This is a genomic window from Cytobacillus sp. FSL W7-1323, from assembly GCF_038595015.1.
In the GTDB taxonomy this organism is placed as follows: domain Bacteria; phylum Bacillota; class Bacilli; order Bacillales; family Cytobacillaceae; genus Cytobacillus; species Cytobacillus kochii.
The window spans coordinates 309,446-327,260 of record NZ_CP151998.1 but is presented as its reverse complement, the minus strand read 5'-3'; the positions used below and the strand labels follow the sequence as shown (position 1 = coordinate 327,260).

The following is a 17,815-nucleotide window of genomic DNA, read 5'->3' as shown; positions in this document are numbered from 1 at the left end:
TATTAGAAAATTGAAACATTCGCGAGTTTTGAAACGAAGGTTCGCTGCTTTGAACTTTAGACGAATGTTTTTACTTTTGCTAATTCTGCCGCCACATCAACAATCATATCTTCTTGCCCGCCGACAACTTTTCGGTTACCTAGTTCAATTAAAATATCTCGTGCATCTAAATTGAACTTTTCTGCTGCACGCTGGGCATGTAAAGCAAAACTAGAATAAACGCCTGCATATCCAAGAACTAAACTATTTTTAGTAATTTCTTGAGGAACAGGTAAGATCGGTGCCACAACATCTTCTGCTAGATCCATCATTTTATAAAAGTCCACACCTGTTTCAATGCCCATCCGATCTAATACACCTACTAACACTTCTGTTTGCGTATTACCCGCACCTGCTCCGAGACATCGTACACTTCCATCGATTCTTGTTGCGCCTGCTTCAATGGCAGCTAACGTATTTGCCATTGCTAATGAAAGATTATTATGAGCATGGAAACCAATTTCCACACCAATGGTTTCTTTCATTGCTTTGATTCTTGTTGTTACTTGATTTGGTAATAAAGCTCCAGCTGAATCAACGACATAAACAATATCGGCACCGTAACTTTCCATTAGTTTTGCTTGTTCCACGATTTTCTCCGGTTCTGCCATATGAGACATCATTAAGAATCCAACCGTTTCCATTCCAAGCTCTTTGGCAGCGTAAATATGTTGGGCAGACACATCTGCTTCTGTCACATGTGTAGCGATACGCGCCATCTTCGCCCCTAGTTGCTGGGCTTGTTTCAATTCTTTAACTGTCCCTATACCAGGAATTAACAACACAGCAACCTTTGAAAAGTCAGTTACAGCAACAGCTGCTTCTATTAATTCAAACTCATTTGTTTTTGACCTGCCATATTGCAAAGAAGATCCCGCTAGGCCGTCTCCATGAGCTACTTCAATATAAGGCACCTTAGCCTCATTCAAGCCTTTGGCAATCTTCTCTACTTGCTGAACAGTATATTGATGTGAAAGCGCATGACTCCCATCTCGCAATGCCACTTCCGTTAATAATACCTTTTGACGTTCGGTCATATGAATCTCTCTCCTTTTACTGTGTAATTAAATTCTTTGCAAACTCTTCAGCTACCTTTACGCCAGCCGCTGTCATAATATCTAGATTTCCTGAATATTTAGGTAAATAATCGCCGGCTCCTTCCACTTCTATAAAGATAGTTACTTGATTACCGTCAATAATTGGCTCCGTCCGTAATCGGTAGCCTGGCACATAGCTCTGCACAGTTTTTTCCATATCAGCAATTGATGCCTTAATCTCTTCTTCCTTCATCGTCCCCTCTTCCACTAACGTGTAGACGGTGTCTCTCATGAGTATTGGCGGTTCTGCTGGGTTTAATATAATAATAGCTTTCCCTTTTTTCGCTCCACCCACTTCTTGAATCGCCCTTGAAGTTGTTTCAGTAAATTCGTCGATATTAGCCCTCGTACCAGGTCCGGCACTTTTACTTGAGATTGTCGCAACGATTTCAGCATAGGCAACTGGACTCACTCGGTTCACCGCATGTACCATTGGTATAGTTGCCTGACCGCCACATGTAATTAAATTGATATTCGCAGCATCTAAATGTTCCTTTGAATTAACCGGGGGAACAATCAACTTACCTACAGCTGCTGGTGTCATATCAATGACCTTCTTACCTGCTGCTTTTAAAGCTTTTGCATGACGAATATGCGCTTTTGCTGATGTCGCATCAAAAACAATATCTGCAAGTTCCGGCTGTTCTAAAAACCCATCAATCCCAGTATCAATGGCGACATACCCTAATTCCTTCGCACGTCTTAAGCCATCAGAATTTGCATCAATACCTATCACCGTTGTAAGTTCTAAAATGTCTGATCGACCTAATTTAATCATCAAATCTGTTCCAATATTACCTGATCCTAAAATCGCTACTTTTACTTTACTCAAACCTCAGTTCCCTCCTTAATTTCCTTCTAATATCCAAGTGTAGTTGAAATTTCATTGGCAGCAGTTTTAATTCCAGTAATAACCTCTTGTTGATGTCCCTCATTTAATCGTACTGTTGGTACCGCACAACTAATGGAACCAACTACCCTTCCTTGATAATTAAAGATCGGGCTTGCTGTACATATAAGACCGATTTCAATCTCCTCGTTATCAACAGCGAATCCCTGCTCTTTCACTACAGCTAATTCCTTTACTAATGCTTGCTTAGTAACAATGGTATTCTCAGTGAACGACTCTAAAGTAAGGGTTTCGATGATTTCTTCTTGTTCTTTTTTTGGTAAAAAAGCCAATATCGCTTTCCCTACTCCCGTACAGTGAAAGGGTGCCCTCCTACCAATCTGCGAATAGATTCGTAAAGAATGAGTACCTTCCTTCTTTTCAATGTAAATCGCTTCACCTTGCTCAAAAGATACTAAATGCACCGTTTCTTTTAGAGTAGTAACAAGCTTATTGATGATTGGCCTCGAAACTTCAGCGTAATCGAGTTGGTTCTCAACAATATGACCTAGTTGAAAAAGCTTCATACCTAAACGATACTTACCACTTTCCTCATTTTGATAAAGATAACCTTTCGAGGCCAAAGTTTTTATTAAACCATGTACCGTGCTTTTAGAGAGTTCCATGGCTTCCGCTATTTCTTTTACACTTAACTCTTTTTGACCATTAAGGAATAATTCTAAAATGTCTGTTGCACGCAAAACTGATTGTATCGTCATACATCCTCCAACGTTCGATAATATCGAATGGTATTCATTAATATCATATTAAAATTGTAGGATGTTTTCCTTTTGTTTGTCAATATAATTATTCTGATTTTTTATTTTTTTCAAAAACTAATTGTAACCGCATTCATTTTCTTTATGCTACGTTTGATTGAATATTCTCATCTTTATTTGGCCGGACAAATAACCAGACAAGTCCACCGCAAATAAGGAGGATTATACCGCATAATTGAAATGCCATATGAAAGCCCGCTGCTTGTGTTGCAGATCTTTCAATAAGAAGACCAGTAATATAAGGACCAACGATTCCTCCTAAAGAGGTAAACGCCATAAACCACCCTTGCACTTTACCTATATGCTCTTTTGAGACCATACTCGAAAGAATAGTCGGACCAAGCACAAGTGTGATACAACCGAAAGTAAGCCCTAAAGAAAGAAAGGCAATCACCAACATATTCGCATTTAGTAATGTTCCTATAAAGTAACTAACTGCTCCCGCTAGCATCACCGGACCCAGTACAAACACTCGACCCTTCACGATACTTTTCGTTTTCTTAAATAATCGATCTGAGACAGTAGAGAAGGTGATTTGAGAAATGGTAATCATTATCCATGGGAGTGCTGCTACTATAGATAAGGTTTCTGCACTCAATTGACGGACATTTTCCAAGTAATTAGGAAGCCAATTTAAACCAATGGTAAAAGACCAATACGTTGCAAAACCACAAATGGCAATAAGAATAAAGTTTTTTGACCTTAGCACTGGTCCAAATTTACTTACTGCTGTTTGTTGGCCTTGTTGGCGATTAGCCTTGTATTTTGCTATTGCTTCTTTGCGATCATTTTCTGCAATCATTAGCCAAAATACAACCCAAATCAAACCGACAATACAAGTTGCTAGAAATGCCGAACGCCAACCAAATTGAGTGATTAATGAAATAAGTATAGGTGCCGACATAGCTACCCCTAAAGGACCACCTACAGAAACAAGTGTTAAACCTATCCCAAGCTTCTCTTTTGGTAGATATTTTGTTGCAGCAGTCATAGCGAGTGAATAAGATGGTCCCTCCCCTGCGCCTAGTATAATGCGTGTTATCAATAAAAAGGTAAAGCTTGATACAAATAGGGTAGAAAACTGCACTGTCGCCCAAACAATTGCCATACCAGCAATAACAATTTTTGCACCGAATCTGTCAGCTAACGTTCCCCCGATAATAGCAAAAATAGAATATAAAAAGAAAAAGGCACTTCCAATGATCCCCCACTGTTCAGCATTCAACCCTAATTCTTCCATCAGAGGAACAGATGCAAATCCAATAATCGCTTTATCTGCATTACTAATCACTGTCAGTAAAAATAATAAAATAATAATTAGAATAGCCTGACGCGAGATTTTACCTTCTTTCGTACGAGGATTTTTCGCCATTTAGATGACCTCACTCTCAAGATTTTTAAGATAAAGTAAGCGAAGGACTACGCTCCGCTATGTTTTTAAAAACTCACTTCTACACTCACAAGTCCACTAAATTCTGCTTTAAATGAATCGCCTCTCTCCACAGGAATCGCTGCAGATAATGCACCTGATAAAATGACTTCTCCTGCCTTCAAGTGAACACCATAGTCAGACAGCTTATTAGCTAACCAAGCAACACAAGTTATCGGATTACCTAATACATCCGCACCATAGCCTTTATTAATCAATTTGTTATTTTTGTATAACTTCATTTCCATTTCTTTTAGCTTCACACTATCAACAGCATATCGTTCTTCACCTAAAACAAATTGGGCACTTGAGGCATTGTCAGCAATAGTATCTTCCAGTTTAATTCGCCAATTTTCGATTCGACTATCCACAATTTCTAAAGCAGGGATAATATAATCAGTGGCTGCTACAACATCGGCCTCTGTTATGTTGGGCCCCCGCAAATCATGCTTCAATACAAACGCAATTTCTCCCTCAATTTTCGGCTCAAATAATTTATCCATAGGAATGGCCGATTTTTGCATGGTGACATCCATGCTACTTAATAAATGGCCATAGTCTGGCTGATCAACACCTAAGGCCTTTTGCATAGCTAGAGAGGTTAAACCGATTTTCTTCCCAACTATCTTTTCTCCTTGAGCCAACTTCACATCAATATTTTCCATCTGAATCTGATACGCCTCATCAACTGATAGTTGCTCGATTTCATCTGTTAATGGCTGGAGGGATTTCTTTGTTTCCTCCGCTTCTAAAAGCGCTTGAGCAGCTTCTTTTAGTTGATCATTTAACTGTAGTGTCATCATTGAACCTCCTTCTATATGGAAAGACCCCGCCACTTTGTTAAGAGACGGGTGTATAAATATTTATTTAGATACCACTTGTTTTTTTAAAAAATCAATAGTCACCTGATTGAATTCTTCCGGTTTTTCCCATTGTGGCCAGTGGCCAGCCTCATTGATTACTGTCAGTTCACTCCCTGGAATCATCTCTTTGATCGGTTCTGCTTCTTCTACTGTTGAAGTTGGATCATGGTCAGTCCAAGCAAGTAATGTTGGTACATTGATTTTGCCACACCATGATGGGTCCCAACTAAATTGTTTTCTTGCTTCGATGTTTTGCAAATGGACAATATGATGGACAGCTTCCTGATAAGCAGGTTGAGTATAAATATTGTACCGAGATTCAATTAACTCATCTGTTACTTGTGATTTATCATACATTAACCATTCTAATCTCGTTTTCACATTTTCATAGTTTGCTTCAAGTACAGCTTTTAATGTTGACGCTTTTAGCCCTGCCATAACTTCAGGTTTGTTATTCACATTACCAGGAGTATTGAGCACCATGGATTCCACATAGGACGGATGGTGAGCAGCAAACCAGGCAGCCACCCATCCACCAAGAGACTCGCCAGATAAATATACTTTCTCTAAATCAAGCGCTTTGATTACAGCTAATAAATGGTCACTGTAACTATCAATGCCGTACGGATAGTCTGGCTTTTCTGTATATCCATGACCTAACATATCGATACATATCACGCGGAAATGCTCAGCCAATCCTTTGATATTTCTTGCGTAAGCCTCGATGTGCCCCCCTGTACCATGTAAAAGTAAAAGAGGCTCTCCTGTTCCCGATTCTAGTACTCTCGTTTTCACCCCATCTGCATCGACAAAATGAAGTTTAAATTCGATATCTGCTAAATCGTTCCAAATAGACATATAATCCTCTCCTATTCTCTTTATTTTGTCACTTTCTCTTTCATCCACTCATCATTCACTGGTGTTGTTTCAAAGAAAGAATCCGGCACTGATGGTCCCCACCATAAACGACCCTTTGTATCATATTCTTCCTTGGTCCAGCCAATTGGTGGTAAATCAGTATCACGTTTATAATCACCAGAATAAATCTCAATACGATGACCGTCTGGGTCTCTTACATATAAGAAGAAGGCATTTGTTACCCCATGACGACCTGGTCCATAATCGATATTTGCGCGGTAGCCTGCGTCTGCAAGTAAGTCAGCCGTTTTCACAACGGAAGAAATACCGTCTACAATATAAGCAATATGATGCAGAGATGTTTCTTTATGTTGGACAAGGGCTACGTCATGTGTAGATGTTTTCGCTCTTGTCCATGCAGCAAATTTCCCCTCATCTCCTTGAACATATTCTGAAATGCTAAAGCCAATTGCTTGCCAGTATTCTAATGCTTTATCTACATTTGTTACACGCAGGTTCATATGATCGATTGCTACTGGCGGTATACCACGATGTAAATGGGAGTACCTCATTGGCAAGGCATCTACTCCGCCACTTTTGTTCCCTACATTAATCTCTTCCATTGCATGATAGAATTCAACCGGATGACCATTTGGCTCAGCTACTTTAAGTACCGGCCCTTTTCCTGGGTGGATACTATTCTCGACATATTGAGTGGCAACTCCCATTTCTTGATGTTGCTTCTCTAACTCTCTTAAATACTCAGGACTAGATACACGTAGACTAAAACTACCAAGAGCTGCTTTTGGCTTTTGCGTTAAAATTAAAGAATATCGATCAAATTCATCAATAGCACGCAAATATAGACTTGACTCTGTTCTTTCCACTTCAATAAACCCTAGTACATCTACATAAAAGTCTTTAGACTTATTTAAATCTGTTACAAACAGCTCGATTTGCCCTAAACGAAGAATCATTACTCTTCACTCTCCTATTTATCAATATATTGATTTAACTAATTTGTTCTTTTGCATCTGTTTTTTTCAACCAATGAATGCTTAATTCTTTTGGTAAGGTCTTGTTCGATTGCCATTCTACTTCTTCTTTGCTAAGGACTTTGACTGTATGCATATCCCCTTGGCAATTCACTTCATATTCACCAAGTGCAGGTAGAGTATAAAAAGGTTTAACCCAGTACGTGCTACCGTTCCTTTGCAACTTCACTTGATACGGCCTACCAAGAAGCGCATTTGCTAAATCTACTTCCCCCTGCTGTAAACAGCTGCGGATATAAGAGGAACTAATTTTCAACCCATTTCTGCTCAATTTTGAAACAGATGTTGTCGTTATTTGATAGCCTGAATCAGTTGCTAATCTGGCCATATGTCCGACTCCCTTGTTACCATAATGAAAGTCGAAACCAGCAACTGCATGTTTAACGCCGAGAGTGAGTAAATATTGCTCAACAAATGCTTCTGGGGAAAGGCTAGCAAATGCATGATTAAATGGAACGATATAGAAAAGATCGACACCAAGAGAACTCATTCTCTTTTTCTTTTCCTCTAATGGCATCAAATAAGGAAAGTCAGATCGCTTCATTAACACCGTTTTCGGATGAGGAAAGAAACTCATGATTGCTAGTGGCAGGTTGCGTTTATTTGCTTCCACCTTTGCTTGGCGAATGACTTCTTGATGACCAAGGTGAAGGCCATCGAAAAATCCGAGCGCCATCACACATGATTCTATGTTTTTACCTAATACGCCATGGAGCTCTTCCTCATTTAAGACGATGGTTTTCATCTGACTTCCCTCCTTTATTGTTAAGAAATTGGCTCTTCTACTGCTATCATTGAACGGTATTTGCCGTTAAAGAATAATAACGGATCTTTTTCTTCTAAATACACATCCTTCACGCGACCAATAAATAACGTATGGTCACCTTCTACATGTGTGGCCGATACTTCACATGCCATTTGTGCCACTGCCCCGTCAATGACCGGCATGTCATTTAATCTAGCGAATGACACTTCCTTTGTTTCCTTTAACTGTCCAGCAAAATTCATAGACAGCTCTTTTTGATCATCAGCCAAAATATTGACGGTGAATATCCCACTATCTTTAATTTTCGAAAGGATATTCGCTCTCTCCCCAATAGAGATAACGACTAATTTAGGATCAAGTGATACCGACATAAAGGCATTAGCCGTCATCCCATGAACATTCCCATTTGTTTCGGTTGCAATCACCGTTACACCGGTGGCAAATTTACTCATTGCATTTCTAAATAAACGATCATCCATCTTTACCTCTCCTTTCATTAACCTCTGACGCCACTCTCAAATCCAAATAAGTCTTGCCCGTAAGCAGCAACAGAATCTTCATAAAGTGATGTTTTATGTGTAGCCACGGATAAAATATCACGGATAAACATTTCTAAAGTTCCACCTTTATACAGTGCAGCACCACCAAGTGTTAACATGGCACGAACAGCGATATCTGTACAAAGCTTTATAATTTTAGTTCTAATGGCAAAAAACTCCCCGAGCGGTGTCATTTCGCCATCCTTTTCGTAATTTTCTAATAAAGAAATGTATTGAGCCATCAACCCTTTTGCTGCATGCAAATCAGTAGAAATTTCTGCTATTACACGTTGACTTCGAGGGGACTCACTTTCTCTCATCCCATCCATCAAACGAACACGCTTTTCCGTTAACACTTTAAACTCTTCAATCACTCTTTCCGCACCACCGATAGCAATCGCTGGGAATCCAATATAAAATGCCGGATAAAATGGCACATGATAAAACGGATAACTTTTATCATAATCTTCTTCTGGTGGCCTTCTTGTTGATTCCGCTTTTTCTAAATCGAGAATACGCTCTTTCGGTACGTACACATTATCTGCAATGATTTGGTTACTTCCCGTCCCTCTTAATCCAAAAGTATCCCAATTTTTAACGATTTCAACCTCAGATGTTTTCAAAATGGGTAGGCAGACTACTGGTTTATCACGTCCTGGTAATTGAACTTTCACCCCTACGCCAACCCAATCACTATGAAGAATGCCACTGACAAAATTCCATTTCCCACTAATTCTTAATCCATCTCCATCAGGTTCTGCTGTACCTAATGCTGCAAAGATATCTGCAATCAATCCACCTTGATTGACTACTTCATCTCTTCCTGCTTTCGGTAAATAAGATGGTAATGAATTGTGTAAAGGGTAAAGGAAGGTTAACCAAGCAGCAGAAAGATTATAATTTGCCACCTTTTGAATCACTTTTGCAAAAGTAGATAAACTCGCTTGTGGCCCACCATATTCCCTCGGTAACATCATCCTTGAGATTTGTGTTTCTTTTATCAAATTCACAACATTTGCTGAAACCGTGGCATTCTTATCAGCCTCATGTGCTTCTTCTTCAGCGAGCATACCAATCTTTTCGGCTCCCTGTAATAGCGCTTCTTCCGTTATATTATCCACCGTATTAACATTCATTGTTACTCACCCCGTTTATGAAATATAAAAACAATTAATTTGATATCGCTTACATTGTTGATTCGAAATTTTCTTTTAATTAAGTTTCTACTGTTAGTGTAGTGAAAAATGAAAATTCAAACTAGAACAAAAACTGTTCATGATTTTTGATTTTTTCGTCTTTATTTGTTCATGCCGGAAAACTTTTTTACAAAATAACTGGCGTAAAATGAAAAAGAAGCGTTCAAATGAAGAACGCTTCTTTTTTGTGATTTTATGAAAATATCGTCTAATAATACAGAGAGGAGTTGCTGTGAAAATCAACTATTAATTTCCATTGGGCACCATAGTAGAGGATTCTTGTTTGTGATGCTCTCGACTCTGGAACCTTTCCTGGCAGCAGCGAAGAATGTACAAAAACAAATATCTGCTAATAAATTTTAACTCACAATTTCACTTGCTTTTCTTGTACCATTTTGCGCGTAAACACAACATGCACGCAGTTCTTTACCTTTTACCTCCATATCAGTCGCGGTTTTCCCTTTTATGCTACTTATCTTTGTGTTTTTGTTCAGATCAGTCGCTATCTCCTCTTTTTCACTACTTATCTTTGTGTTTTTGCTCAGATCAGTCGCGATCTCCTCTTTTTCACTACTTATCTTTGTGTTTTTGCTCAGATCAGTCGCGATTTCCTCTTTTATGCTACTTATCTTTTAGTTCTTGTTCAGATTAGTCGCGATTTCCCCTTTTTCACTACTTATCTTTGTGTTTTTGCTCTGATTAGTCGCGATTTCTCCTTTTTCACTACTTATCTTTGTGTTTTGTCTCTGATTAGTCGCGATTTCTCCTTTTTCGCTACTTATCTTTGTGTTTTTGCTCTGATCAGTCGCGATTTCCTCTTTTTCGCTACTTATCTTTGTGTTTTTGCTCAGATCAGTCGCGATTTCCTCTTTTATGCTACTTATCTTTAAGTTTTGGCTCAGATTAGTCGCGATTTCCTCTTTTTCGCTACTTATCTTTCAGTTTCCACTCTGATTAGTCGCGACTCCTCCTTTTACCCTACTTATCTTTGATTTTCTGGATGACTTTTGCTCATATACGCAACTTGCCCCAAGTTTTCTTTCTTTTCCTATTAGTTTTTGTCCGCAAACTCAACTTCTTAAGCAGGCAGACGATTTTTCTTTTCTGCCCCCTTGTGATTCTTCCTTTGACAACGCTCACAGCTCAGGTTCTGATATCAAGGAGACCAAATACCAAATTTACAATCCAAGGAAAGAAACAAGTAAAACAATAATAGGAAAGAGAACAAAAAACCCATTTAACCCTTGTAAAAAGATAATGAGCGGGCTCATGCTATTTTTGTTCCTAATATAAAAGAAAGAAATGATAGCTAAAATGGGGGTAAGTAATCCAAAGATGCCATAGATCTTGCCGGTTGTATCTAAAAGCTCTTGAATAATTAAAGAAGTAAGAACGATATTTACTAGCAACAACAATAAAGGAATTAGCATTTTCTGTGCTTTGTACTGCTCCACCTCTATCACCATCCTCATCGGGTCTCTTTCAACTAATAAAAAACAGCCACAAAAAAAGCAGACCTATTATCATATATAGAAGCTTATATTTACCTTTTTGTATCCAGGCTTCTATTGAATCTAGCAGAAAACTAAAGGCAAGTATGAAATATAACCAACCTGATATAAAGAGTTCAGTGTTTTTGATTCCTATCATGATATAGAATAATAGCAAAAAAGCGAGAATGAACCGTAGTATCATAAAAGCCTTGATAGGTTCTTCTTTACTTTTTTCAAAAAACAAACCCATATCCTTCACCGTCTCTCAAGTTTTTTTAATTCCTTATTCCGACGTTTCAAAAAATAATATATAAGCAAGCCTCCGATTAAGAAAAACAAGAGTGAGCCCCAAAATCCCCTTGATAAACCAGCGAAAAAATAGAAAAACACCGCATTCACTAACATCCAAAATGTAAAAAGGATAGAAAAAACCAGACCTCTCATAGTCTTATTTGCCCTTTTTGCTAACAACCAAATTCCTACAATACATTGCAATAATATAAAACCAATGAATGAACTCATCCAGTAATTATAGACTAACACTACTCCACACCATTTTCTAAGATGGCAAAGGAGCCAAGATCAGCATCAATTTGAGCAGTTGCCCCATAAGGCAAAATAAATTTTGGTTCGGTATGTCCAAAATTTAAGTTATAAAGAACGGGTACATCAGTTAAACCGTATTCCTGTAAAACGGTTAATATCACCATCTTGTATTCTTCATAGTATGCTTCATCATAAGGCTTAGCAAATACGATTCCATTTGCTGCTTTCAATATTCCTTGCGCTGCATAATTTCTGAGCCAATACTTCACATAATCAGGGGCCGTCTTATCTTCAGACGTTTCAAAAAACAAAATACTACCTTCCCAATACTCTTTCTCTGGCCAAAGAATGGTTTGCTTAGCAAATTCCAGCACTTCAATACAGCCGCCAATTAACGATCCTTGTACCTTACCGCTTCCTTGCAGGACCTCATAACCGTTATTCTTATTCATTTTTCGCCGCTTCTCTTTATTGACTTCTATCCACTCGAGTCTCTCACTCGTCCAATGCGGAGCAGGCATCAGTTCACCAATTGGAGAAGAGGAAAATAGCGTACGTTCGATGCTTTCAACCGTGTACGGATCCATCTCAACATTCTCGGCAAAGTCTGTTAAAATCGCAGGTCCATAGAAAGACGATAGCCCTGCTTTGTGACAGAATAAATGAGTAATCGTGACATCTGAATAGCCCATAAATATTTTAGGGTTTTCTTTTATCACATCAAAATCAATATAGGGCAGCAAGCGAATACTCTCTTCTCCACCAATATTGGCAATAATGGCTTTAATACTATGATCAGAAAAAGCTGCCATTAAGTCTTCGGCGCGCGCTTCGGGATGTTGATATAAATAATCTGCCCCCTTCAGGCTGTGCGGCATTGCGACGACTTCTAGTCCAAATACTTGTTCAAGCCGCCTTACCCCTTGTTCGTAACGCCATTTAATTTCTTCTTCTCCTGCACCTCCCCATGAAGGACTCACCGTTGCTACTCGGTCACCTCTTTGCAATCTTTGTGGTTTTTTCAACATATATATCCCCCCATCTGTTATATCCAACGTGCAAACCAAGCTACATAGTAAGCAGCAGGCAAGAATATGATTTGCGCTGCCAATGTGCCAACAAACTTAGAACTGACCATTGTTAATGAATAACTTTTCAAATAAATATATTTGCTTGGGTTAGTTACCACCCTATCAGCTAGTACTGAAGCTTTTGGGTCAATAAATAATGTCAGAATAATTGTTGCTACACCGTTTATGATACCCGACGACATTAACGCTGCTTGCGCATACTCTGGTGCAATAATGGAAGCATAGATAGATGATAGCACCCCTGTCGTAAACACCGCTGTGACGATTACATTCAAGCAAAATAAGCGCTTAGGAATGGTTTGTAACGTAATTCCTTTTAAATAATAGAAACGTGGGATTCTAATACATGAAAGCATACGCTTGATTCCTCGTAAATTCATATTTTTCTTTACTAATGCGGGGATTGAGCCCCGTTGTTCTGACATTTGCACGATTGCCTTTGAAAATATCAAAATAAATGTAGGGAAGAGCAATATGCCTAGCAATACACCTATTAACAGACGATACTGTTCTTCAATGAACTTCATGACATTCCCTTCAGGTGCTGCATTAATCAACTTTGCCGTCATCGGTTGCTGAATCATCGTCGAAAATCGCGAGACAATCACTAATGTACTGAACAATGAGATTGCTGTAGCAATCAACCTTACTCTTGTTCCAGCAATCCTAGTCGAGTAAGCTAAAGTCTCTATTAATGTAACGATTAATAGAAAACATGCGATCAAAAGTAATTTTGCTGTGATCAATTCTGCCATTAACTTGTTCACTCCAGCTCTTTATATTAAAAGCAATTATAAATCAAGTGGGATAAATTAACAATAAAAAATACCATCCTTTTCCTTTGGTATTTGGGCATAAAAAAAACGCTCCTTCCATTAGAAGAAGCGCATTTCCGTTAAGGCATTTCCTGTATTTCTGTCTCAAAAGTTGAATAAGCAAAGAAACCAAGTAACGCAAATAATATCCATATGACCGTAAGAATGATACCTATAATCCCGCAGATAAGGCCGGCCGTTGCTAGCGATTTCCCTTTTTCTCCTGTTTGCAGGATTTCTTTTGCTGACAACCTTCCAAATACAATACTAATAATCCCTAATAAGAAGCCGATAAATGGAACGAGCAATGAGAGAATCCCTAGAGTCAGGGAAACCACTGCTTTCGTATTTGTTTTTTGTTGTTCCATTCTTTCCCTCCTATTCTATAAACCTAAATAAATCCCCTAAAATAATTTCATCAGATAACTTAAGTTCTTTACGTACCGTTTCTAGATAAGTTTCACAGTTTTCTTCTTCAGTTAGTGATTCAGTATTCATGCTGTAACAAGCATTGTTAAGATAAGCATATTCACTAGCTACCATACTGCCATCACGAAAGACAACAGGTTTATTAGGATCTCTCGTAAAGAGGTTTTCACTAAAGTTTGTTCTTTGCTCCTCATCAATACCCATTAGTTCGAGGATAGTCGCATGAATATCAATTTCGCCACCGATTGTTTCAAATATCGCACCTTCTTCACCAGGTATATGAATAATAAGAGGAATTTGCTGCAATTGAAGATGATTAATCGGCGTCTCCGGTTGATCTAATAACTCATGCACGCCTTCTTCAAATTCTTGAGAAATCCCATAATGATCACCATAGATAACGAAAATGGTGTCTTCATACATGCCTTCCTTTTTTAACAAATCAAAGAATCTTTCAATCGCTGCATCTTCATAATTAACCGTTGTCACATAACGATTAACAACGTCAACCGACGTATCAGCAGGAGGCATTCGTTGGTCCTCACTTTCTAATAAAAAAGGAAAATGATTTGTTAATGTAAGGAAACTAGCCATATAAGGTTCAGTTAGCGTTGAAAGATGTGTGATTGATTGTTCAAAAAAGGGAATATCTTTAATACCATAGTTTACGGAATTCTCTTCTGTAATATGATAGTCCTCTTGAGAAAAATATTGATTATACCCTAAGCTCGGATACATTTGCTTTCGATTCCAAAAATTAATGCTGTTACCATGGAAAGTGGCAGCGCTATAATTATTTTTTGCTTTCAATAATTTAGGTAGAGAAATAAACTCATTTTCAGGGCGTCTAACAAAGACAGAACCACTGGATAAAGGGTATAAGCCTGTATGAATCATGAACTCTGCATCTGACGTTTTTCCTTGTGCTGCTTGCTCATATATATTTGAAAAATAATAACTATCTTCTATTAAGGAGTTAAGAAATGGGGTAATTTCTTCTCCATTGACTTTACGGTTAATGACGAAATTCTGCGTAGACTCTAAGCTAATCAATACTAAATTCTTTCCCTCAGCAAGACCAAAATAGTCTGATTTAGTATCAGGCATCCCCTGTAAATAGTTAGTTACAGGCTCAACACTTTTATCACTAGCTAATACTTTCATCATTGGTGATTGCAAACTATTAATAATGTTGAACACTTGATAATTATATAGCCCTAATGACTCAACAAGCTGTTCCCTGTCATAGTTTGCTTGAAGCACGTAGGGATTTCTCAATAATGCGAGGGAAACAGTCATCATGATTAAGACCATAGTCAAGCCAACATACTTCTTTTTATGAGGCATAGCTGGTTGCCACTTTGTTTGTTTTGTTTTTCGCCATACATAAACAAAAAAGATAATATCTAAGAATAATAGCAAATCTAAAGGCGAAATTAACTCTAACGTACTAGGTCCAAGTCCACCAACATTATTTAGCTGCATAAGGACAGATACTGTTACAAAATCAATATAGAAACGATAATATAGTAAGTTCGCATATAATAAACCAATAAGCAACACATAGGCAATTAACACGCCTATCATGGAAAAACTTTTTTTGAATATAAAAGCAAGGCCCATAAGTAGCAAGCTAATACCAATTGGATTAACGAGAAGGACGAGAAAGTCTAGCCATGTCTCGACGGTTAAATTGAAGCCTACCCATGTAACAACCACTACCTTTACCCATAACATGACAAAGAGTGCAGCTAGATAATGCTTACCAACCCAATTTATAAAGTTTTTCATCCCATTACCTTCCTACTATGAAAGCTGTCATAGACTTTAAGCAAGCGAATCATCGCATCCTCAACATCTGCCTTTTTCTGTTCCCCCATTAGTGCAATCTGAAACCAGTTTCTCTCAAGCAAATAGTTGCTTTCATAACTGACATAAACCCCTACGTGCTTCAATTGATCGCCAAACTCTCTTGAACTAATTTCTATCTCTAATTGAACAGTCAAAATACCCGGAGAATAATTTTCTCCATAAAACACTCTTAAGCCTGCCTCTACTAATTTTTGACGTACTAATTCATATAAAGCATGACTTGCATAATGATGATTCTCTATCGCTACAGATAGTGCATACAGTCCATTTGATGAATGTGTAAACGGAATACTCGCCTTGGCCTGATACACACCAATATCAAGATATTTCGGTAATTGATGATGAGGCTTGATTTGTGTTTGATGAAAAACCAGCGCTAAACCAGGATATGAACCTAAGCCTTTCCCACTTACCGCACTCGTGATATATACATTCTTTAGATGAACTGGAACAATTCCTAGCGAACTGCAAGCATCTACACATAGCTTCACATTATACTGCAGACAAAGCTGTTCCAATTCTTCTAATGGAAAAAGATAACCTGTAGATGTTTCACAGTGTACAGTCCAAATCCAGCCAATATCTCGATTGTCCCGTAACATGTTCTCTACTTCGCTTATATCTATAGGTGCGTTCCATGGTTTCTCAACTGTCGCAAAAGGTAATTTGAAACGCTTACCATGCTCAATGAGCCGGTACCCAAATTCACCGTTTGCTAAAATAAGCCCCTTCTCATTTACTATTGATAAATGGGCAGCAACCATATCATTTGCCATTGTTCCGGTACCAACAGCTATTTCGACTTCATTAGCATTAGTTAATGCGCAAAGCTTCTTTTTTAGCTTGCTCAACATAGAGCTTACTTCATGAGAACGGTGGGACACTGGCTCTCTCCCCCACGCCTCCTTTACCTTATCTGCGATCGAAACTGGACCAGGAAGGAAAAAATGTCCATTCTCTTTCGCGTTCCGCCTCAGCATTTTTTGAAAAAGCTTAGATGCTGCCTCGAAACTTTCTTTTGTTAAATACATTGGTTGGTATGGCGCTTCCTTTGTACCTACTAAAGGACCAAAGGGACGGAATCCAAGATGTCTATATAACTTTGTCTGTCTTAATGTTCCAGAAATGATAGCCATTGTATAATGCTCTTTAAGACAGAAATCAACTAAAGCTTTGCTTAACTCGTAAAATACGCGACTCCCACGATAAGGTGCTTTGATAGATAATAACCGTATCTCACATAAGGTTTCGTTTGGTGGCAGGTACGCGTCTAATTGATCAAGCTTTTCGTCTAATGAAAATGGTCTCGTCCCTTTCACAGCAATCATACCAACGACTTCATCTTCTTTTTTAGCGATAATATATGTATTAGCATCATGAAAGCGATCAATTAATTTTCTCTGTTCATTCACTCTATGTTGCGGTATTTCCTCTACAAATGTTTCATAGTTTAATTGATGAATCTGCTCCAGTTCAGAACTTTGATCTGCACGTTTATAAACAATTGCTGTCATCATTCCACTCCTCCACTTCTATGCAGCCTTACAATAATGAATAGCATAAAAAAGTATGCCGCCGCTAACATCCAACTACTTTTTATCATAAGTAGAATAGGCATGATAAAAAAACTAGTTAGTGTAGGGATAGTCAACTTCTTTGTGATGATATATAGCAGGAGAATGAGTCCACCGACGATTAGTAAACCCATTGGCAACAATACCAATGAGACAGCTAGATAGACAACAATTCCCTTTCCCCCATGGAAATGTAATTGCACTGGCCAGATATGACCACATAAGATTGCTACCACAACGCAAGCGAGTACTAGATTACTAGCTTCCCCCAAATAAATGACTACTAATAAAGGGAAAATGGTTTTGAGTGCATCAATAATCACGGTATACACAAAAGCTTTCCTACCCATCACTCTACCGGCATTACGTGCACCTGCATTACCACTTCCCTTTACTCTTATATCCTCACCATATAAAAAATGACCAATATAATAGGCCCCATTTAAACAACCACAAGCATACGCAAAAAGAACCCATAAAACCAA

General features: G+C 38.3%; 17 protein-coding genes. All 17 read right to left on the bottom strand.

Annotated features, from left to right (window positions below):
• Positions 1-56: 56 nt before the first annotated feature.
• The 17 genes from dmpG to MKX67_RS01680 all read right to left on the bottom strand — a co-directional run bounded on the left by dmpG (position 57) and on the right by MKX67_RS01680 (position 17,815).
• On the bottom strand, positions 57-1,076 hold the full coding sequence (gene dmpG, locus MKX67_RS01760; protein ID WP_307315616.1) for a 4-hydroxy-2-oxovalerate aldolase: 1,020 nt from the start codon (positions 1,074-1,076) through the stop codon (positions 57-59).
• Positions 1,077-1,092: 16 nt separating this feature from the next.
• Positions 1,093-1,968, bottom strand: a complete 876-nt coding sequence (locus MKX67_RS01755) for an acetaldehyde dehydrogenase (acetylating) (RefSeq protein WP_322910281.1) — start codon at positions 1,966-1,968, stop codon at positions 1,093-1,095.
• Positions 1,969-1,994: 26 nt separating this feature from the next.
• Entirely contained in the window at positions 1,995-2,744 is a 750-nt protein-coding gene (locus MKX67_RS01750) for an IclR family transcriptional regulator (protein ID WP_322910280.1), read from the bottom strand.
• Positions 2,745-2,886: 142 nt separating this feature from the next.
• On the bottom strand, positions 2,887-4,176 hold the full coding sequence (locus MKX67_RS01745) for an MFS transporter (protein WP_095370946.1): 1,290 nt from the start codon (positions 4,174-4,176) through the stop codon (positions 2,887-2,889).
• Between the two features lie 65 nt (positions 4,177-4,241).
• Positions 4,242-5,033 carry a 2-keto-4-pentenoate hydratase gene (locus MKX67_RS01740; RefSeq protein WP_233435320.1) on the bottom strand — a complete coding sequence of 264 codons (792 nt, stop codon included), beginning with the start codon at positions 5,031-5,033 and terminating at the stop codon, positions 4,242-4,244.
• 63 nt (positions 5,034-5,096) lie between these two features.
• Positions 5,097-5,954, bottom strand: a complete 858-nt coding sequence (locus tag MKX67_RS01735) for an alpha/beta hydrolase (RefSeq protein ID WP_095370948.1) — start codon at positions 5,952-5,954, stop codon at positions 5,097-5,099.
• Between the two features lie 20 nt (positions 5,955-5,974).
• On the bottom strand, positions 5,975-6,931 hold the full coding sequence (hpaD, locus tag MKX67_RS01730) for a 3,4-dihydroxyphenylacetate 2,3-dioxygenase (RefSeq protein ID WP_322910278.1): 957 nt from the start codon (positions 6,929-6,931) through the stop codon (positions 5,975-5,977).
• Positions 6,932-6,965: 34 nt separating this feature from the next.
• Entirely contained in the window at positions 6,966-7,754 is a 789-nt protein-coding gene (locus MKX67_RS01725; RefSeq protein ID WP_322910277.1) for an FAD synthetase family protein, read from the bottom strand.
• A 20-nt stretch (positions 7,755-7,774) separates the two neighbouring features.
• Positions 7,775-8,254, bottom strand: a complete 480-nt coding sequence (locus tag MKX67_RS01720; protein WP_095370951.1) for a flavin reductase family protein — start codon at positions 8,252-8,254, stop codon at positions 7,775-7,777.
• 17 nt (positions 8,255-8,271) lie between these two features.
• A complete protein-coding gene (locus MKX67_RS01715; protein ID WP_251163015.1) occupies positions 8,272-9,450 on the bottom strand; it encodes an acyl-CoA dehydrogenase family protein in 1,179 nt (392 codons plus the stop codon).
• 1,238 nt (positions 9,451-10,688) lie between these two features.
• Positions 10,689-10,964, bottom strand: a complete 276-nt coding sequence (locus tag MKX67_RS01710) for a hypothetical protein (protein ID WP_180317025.1) — start codon at positions 10,962-10,964, stop codon at positions 10,689-10,691.
• Between the two features lie 581 nt (positions 10,965-11,545).
• Complete coding sequence (locus MKX67_RS01705) at positions 11,546-12,577, bottom strand: S66 peptidase family protein (RefSeq protein WP_322910275.1); 1,032 nt, start codon at positions 12,575-12,577, stop codon at positions 11,546-11,548.
• 17 nt (positions 12,578-12,594) lie between these two features.
• Positions 12,595-13,395: a DUF2837 family protein gene (locus MKX67_RS01700; RefSeq protein WP_342488798.1), complete on the bottom strand. Its 801-nt coding sequence runs from the start codon at positions 13,393-13,395 to the stop codon at positions 12,595-12,597.
• A 140-nt stretch (positions 13,396-13,535) separates the two neighbouring features.
• Entirely contained in the window at positions 13,536-13,823 is a 288-nt protein-coding gene (locus MKX67_RS01695) for a DUF4190 domain-containing protein (protein ID WP_095370958.1), read from the bottom strand.
• A 10-nt stretch (positions 13,824-13,833) separates the two neighbouring features.
• Positions 13,834-15,675 carry an LTA synthase family protein gene (locus MKX67_RS01690; RefSeq protein WP_322910273.1) on the bottom strand — a complete coding sequence of 614 codons (1,842 nt, stop codon included), beginning with the start codon at positions 15,673-15,675 and terminating at the stop codon, positions 13,834-13,836.
• A complete protein-coding gene (locus MKX67_RS01685) occupies positions 15,672-17,270 on the bottom strand; it encodes an aminotransferase class V-fold PLP-dependent enzyme (protein WP_322910272.1) in 1,599 nt (532 codons plus the stop codon). Before MKX67_RS01685 ends, MKX67_RS01690 begins: the two co-directional genes overlap by 4 nt.
• A complete protein-coding gene (locus MKX67_RS01680; RefSeq protein ID WP_233435322.1) occupies positions 17,270-17,815 on the bottom strand; it encodes a glycerol-3-phosphate acyltransferase in 546 nt (181 codons plus the stop codon). Before MKX67_RS01680 ends, MKX67_RS01685 begins: the two co-directional genes overlap by 1 nt.

What these genes read in the sequence shown, in the direction of transcription:
- dmpG (WP_307315616.1), bottom strand. Translation starts at nt 1,076, where the DNA reads ATGACCGAACGTCAAAAGGTATTATTAACGGAAGTGGCATTGCGAGAT.
- MKX67_RS01750 (WP_322910280.1), bottom strand. Translation starts at nt 2,744, where the DNA reads ATGACGATACAATCAGTTTTGCGTGCAACAGACATTTTAGAATTATTC.
- MKX67_RS01745 (WP_095370946.1), bottom strand. Translation starts at nt 4,176, where the DNA reads ATGGCGAAAAATCCTCGTACGAAAGAAGGTAAAATCTCGCGTCAGGCT.
- MKX67_RS01740 (WP_233435320.1), bottom strand. Translation starts at nt 5,033, where the DNA reads ATGACACTACAGTTAAATGATCAACTAAAAGAAGCTGCTCAAGCGCTT.
- MKX67_RS01735 (WP_095370948.1), bottom strand. Translation starts at nt 5,954, where the DNA reads ATGTCTATTTGGAACGATTTAGCAGATATCGAATTTAAACTTCATTTT.
- hpaD (WP_322910278.1), bottom strand. Translation starts at nt 6,931, where the DNA reads ATGATTCTTCGTTTAGGGCAAATCGAGCTGTTTGTAACAGATTTAAAT.
- MKX67_RS01725 (WP_322910277.1), bottom strand. Translation starts at nt 7,754, where the DNA reads ATGAAAACCATCGTCTTAAATGAGGAAGAGCTCCATGGCGTATTAGGT.
- MKX67_RS01720 (WP_095370951.1), bottom strand. Translation starts at nt 8,254, where the DNA reads ATGGATGATCGTTTATTTAGAAATGCAATGAGTAAATTTGCCACCGGT.
- MKX67_RS01715 (WP_251163015.1), bottom strand. Translation starts at nt 9,450, where the DNA reads ATGAATGTTAATACGGTGGATAATATAACGGAAGAAGCGCTATTACAG.
- MKX67_RS01705 (WP_322910275.1), bottom strand. Translation starts at nt 12,577, where the DNA reads ATGTTGAAAAAACCACAAAGATTGCAAAGAGGTGACCGAGTAGCAACG.
- MKX67_RS01700 (WP_342488798.1), bottom strand. Translation starts at nt 13,395, where the DNA reads ATGGCAGAATTGATCACAGCAAAATTACTTTTGATCGCATGTTTTCTA.
- MKX67_RS01695 (WP_095370958.1), bottom strand. Translation starts at nt 13,823, where the DNA reads ATGGAACAACAAAAAACAAATACGAAAGCAGTGGTTTCCCTGACTCTA.
- MKX67_RS01690 (WP_322910273.1), bottom strand. Translation starts at nt 15,675, where the DNA reads ATGAAAAACTTTATAAATTGGGTTGGTAAGCATTATCTAGCTGCACTC.
- MKX67_RS01685 (WP_322910272.1), bottom strand. Translation starts at nt 17,270, where the DNA reads ATGACAGCAATTGTTTATAAACGTGCAGATCAAAGTTCTGAACTGGAG.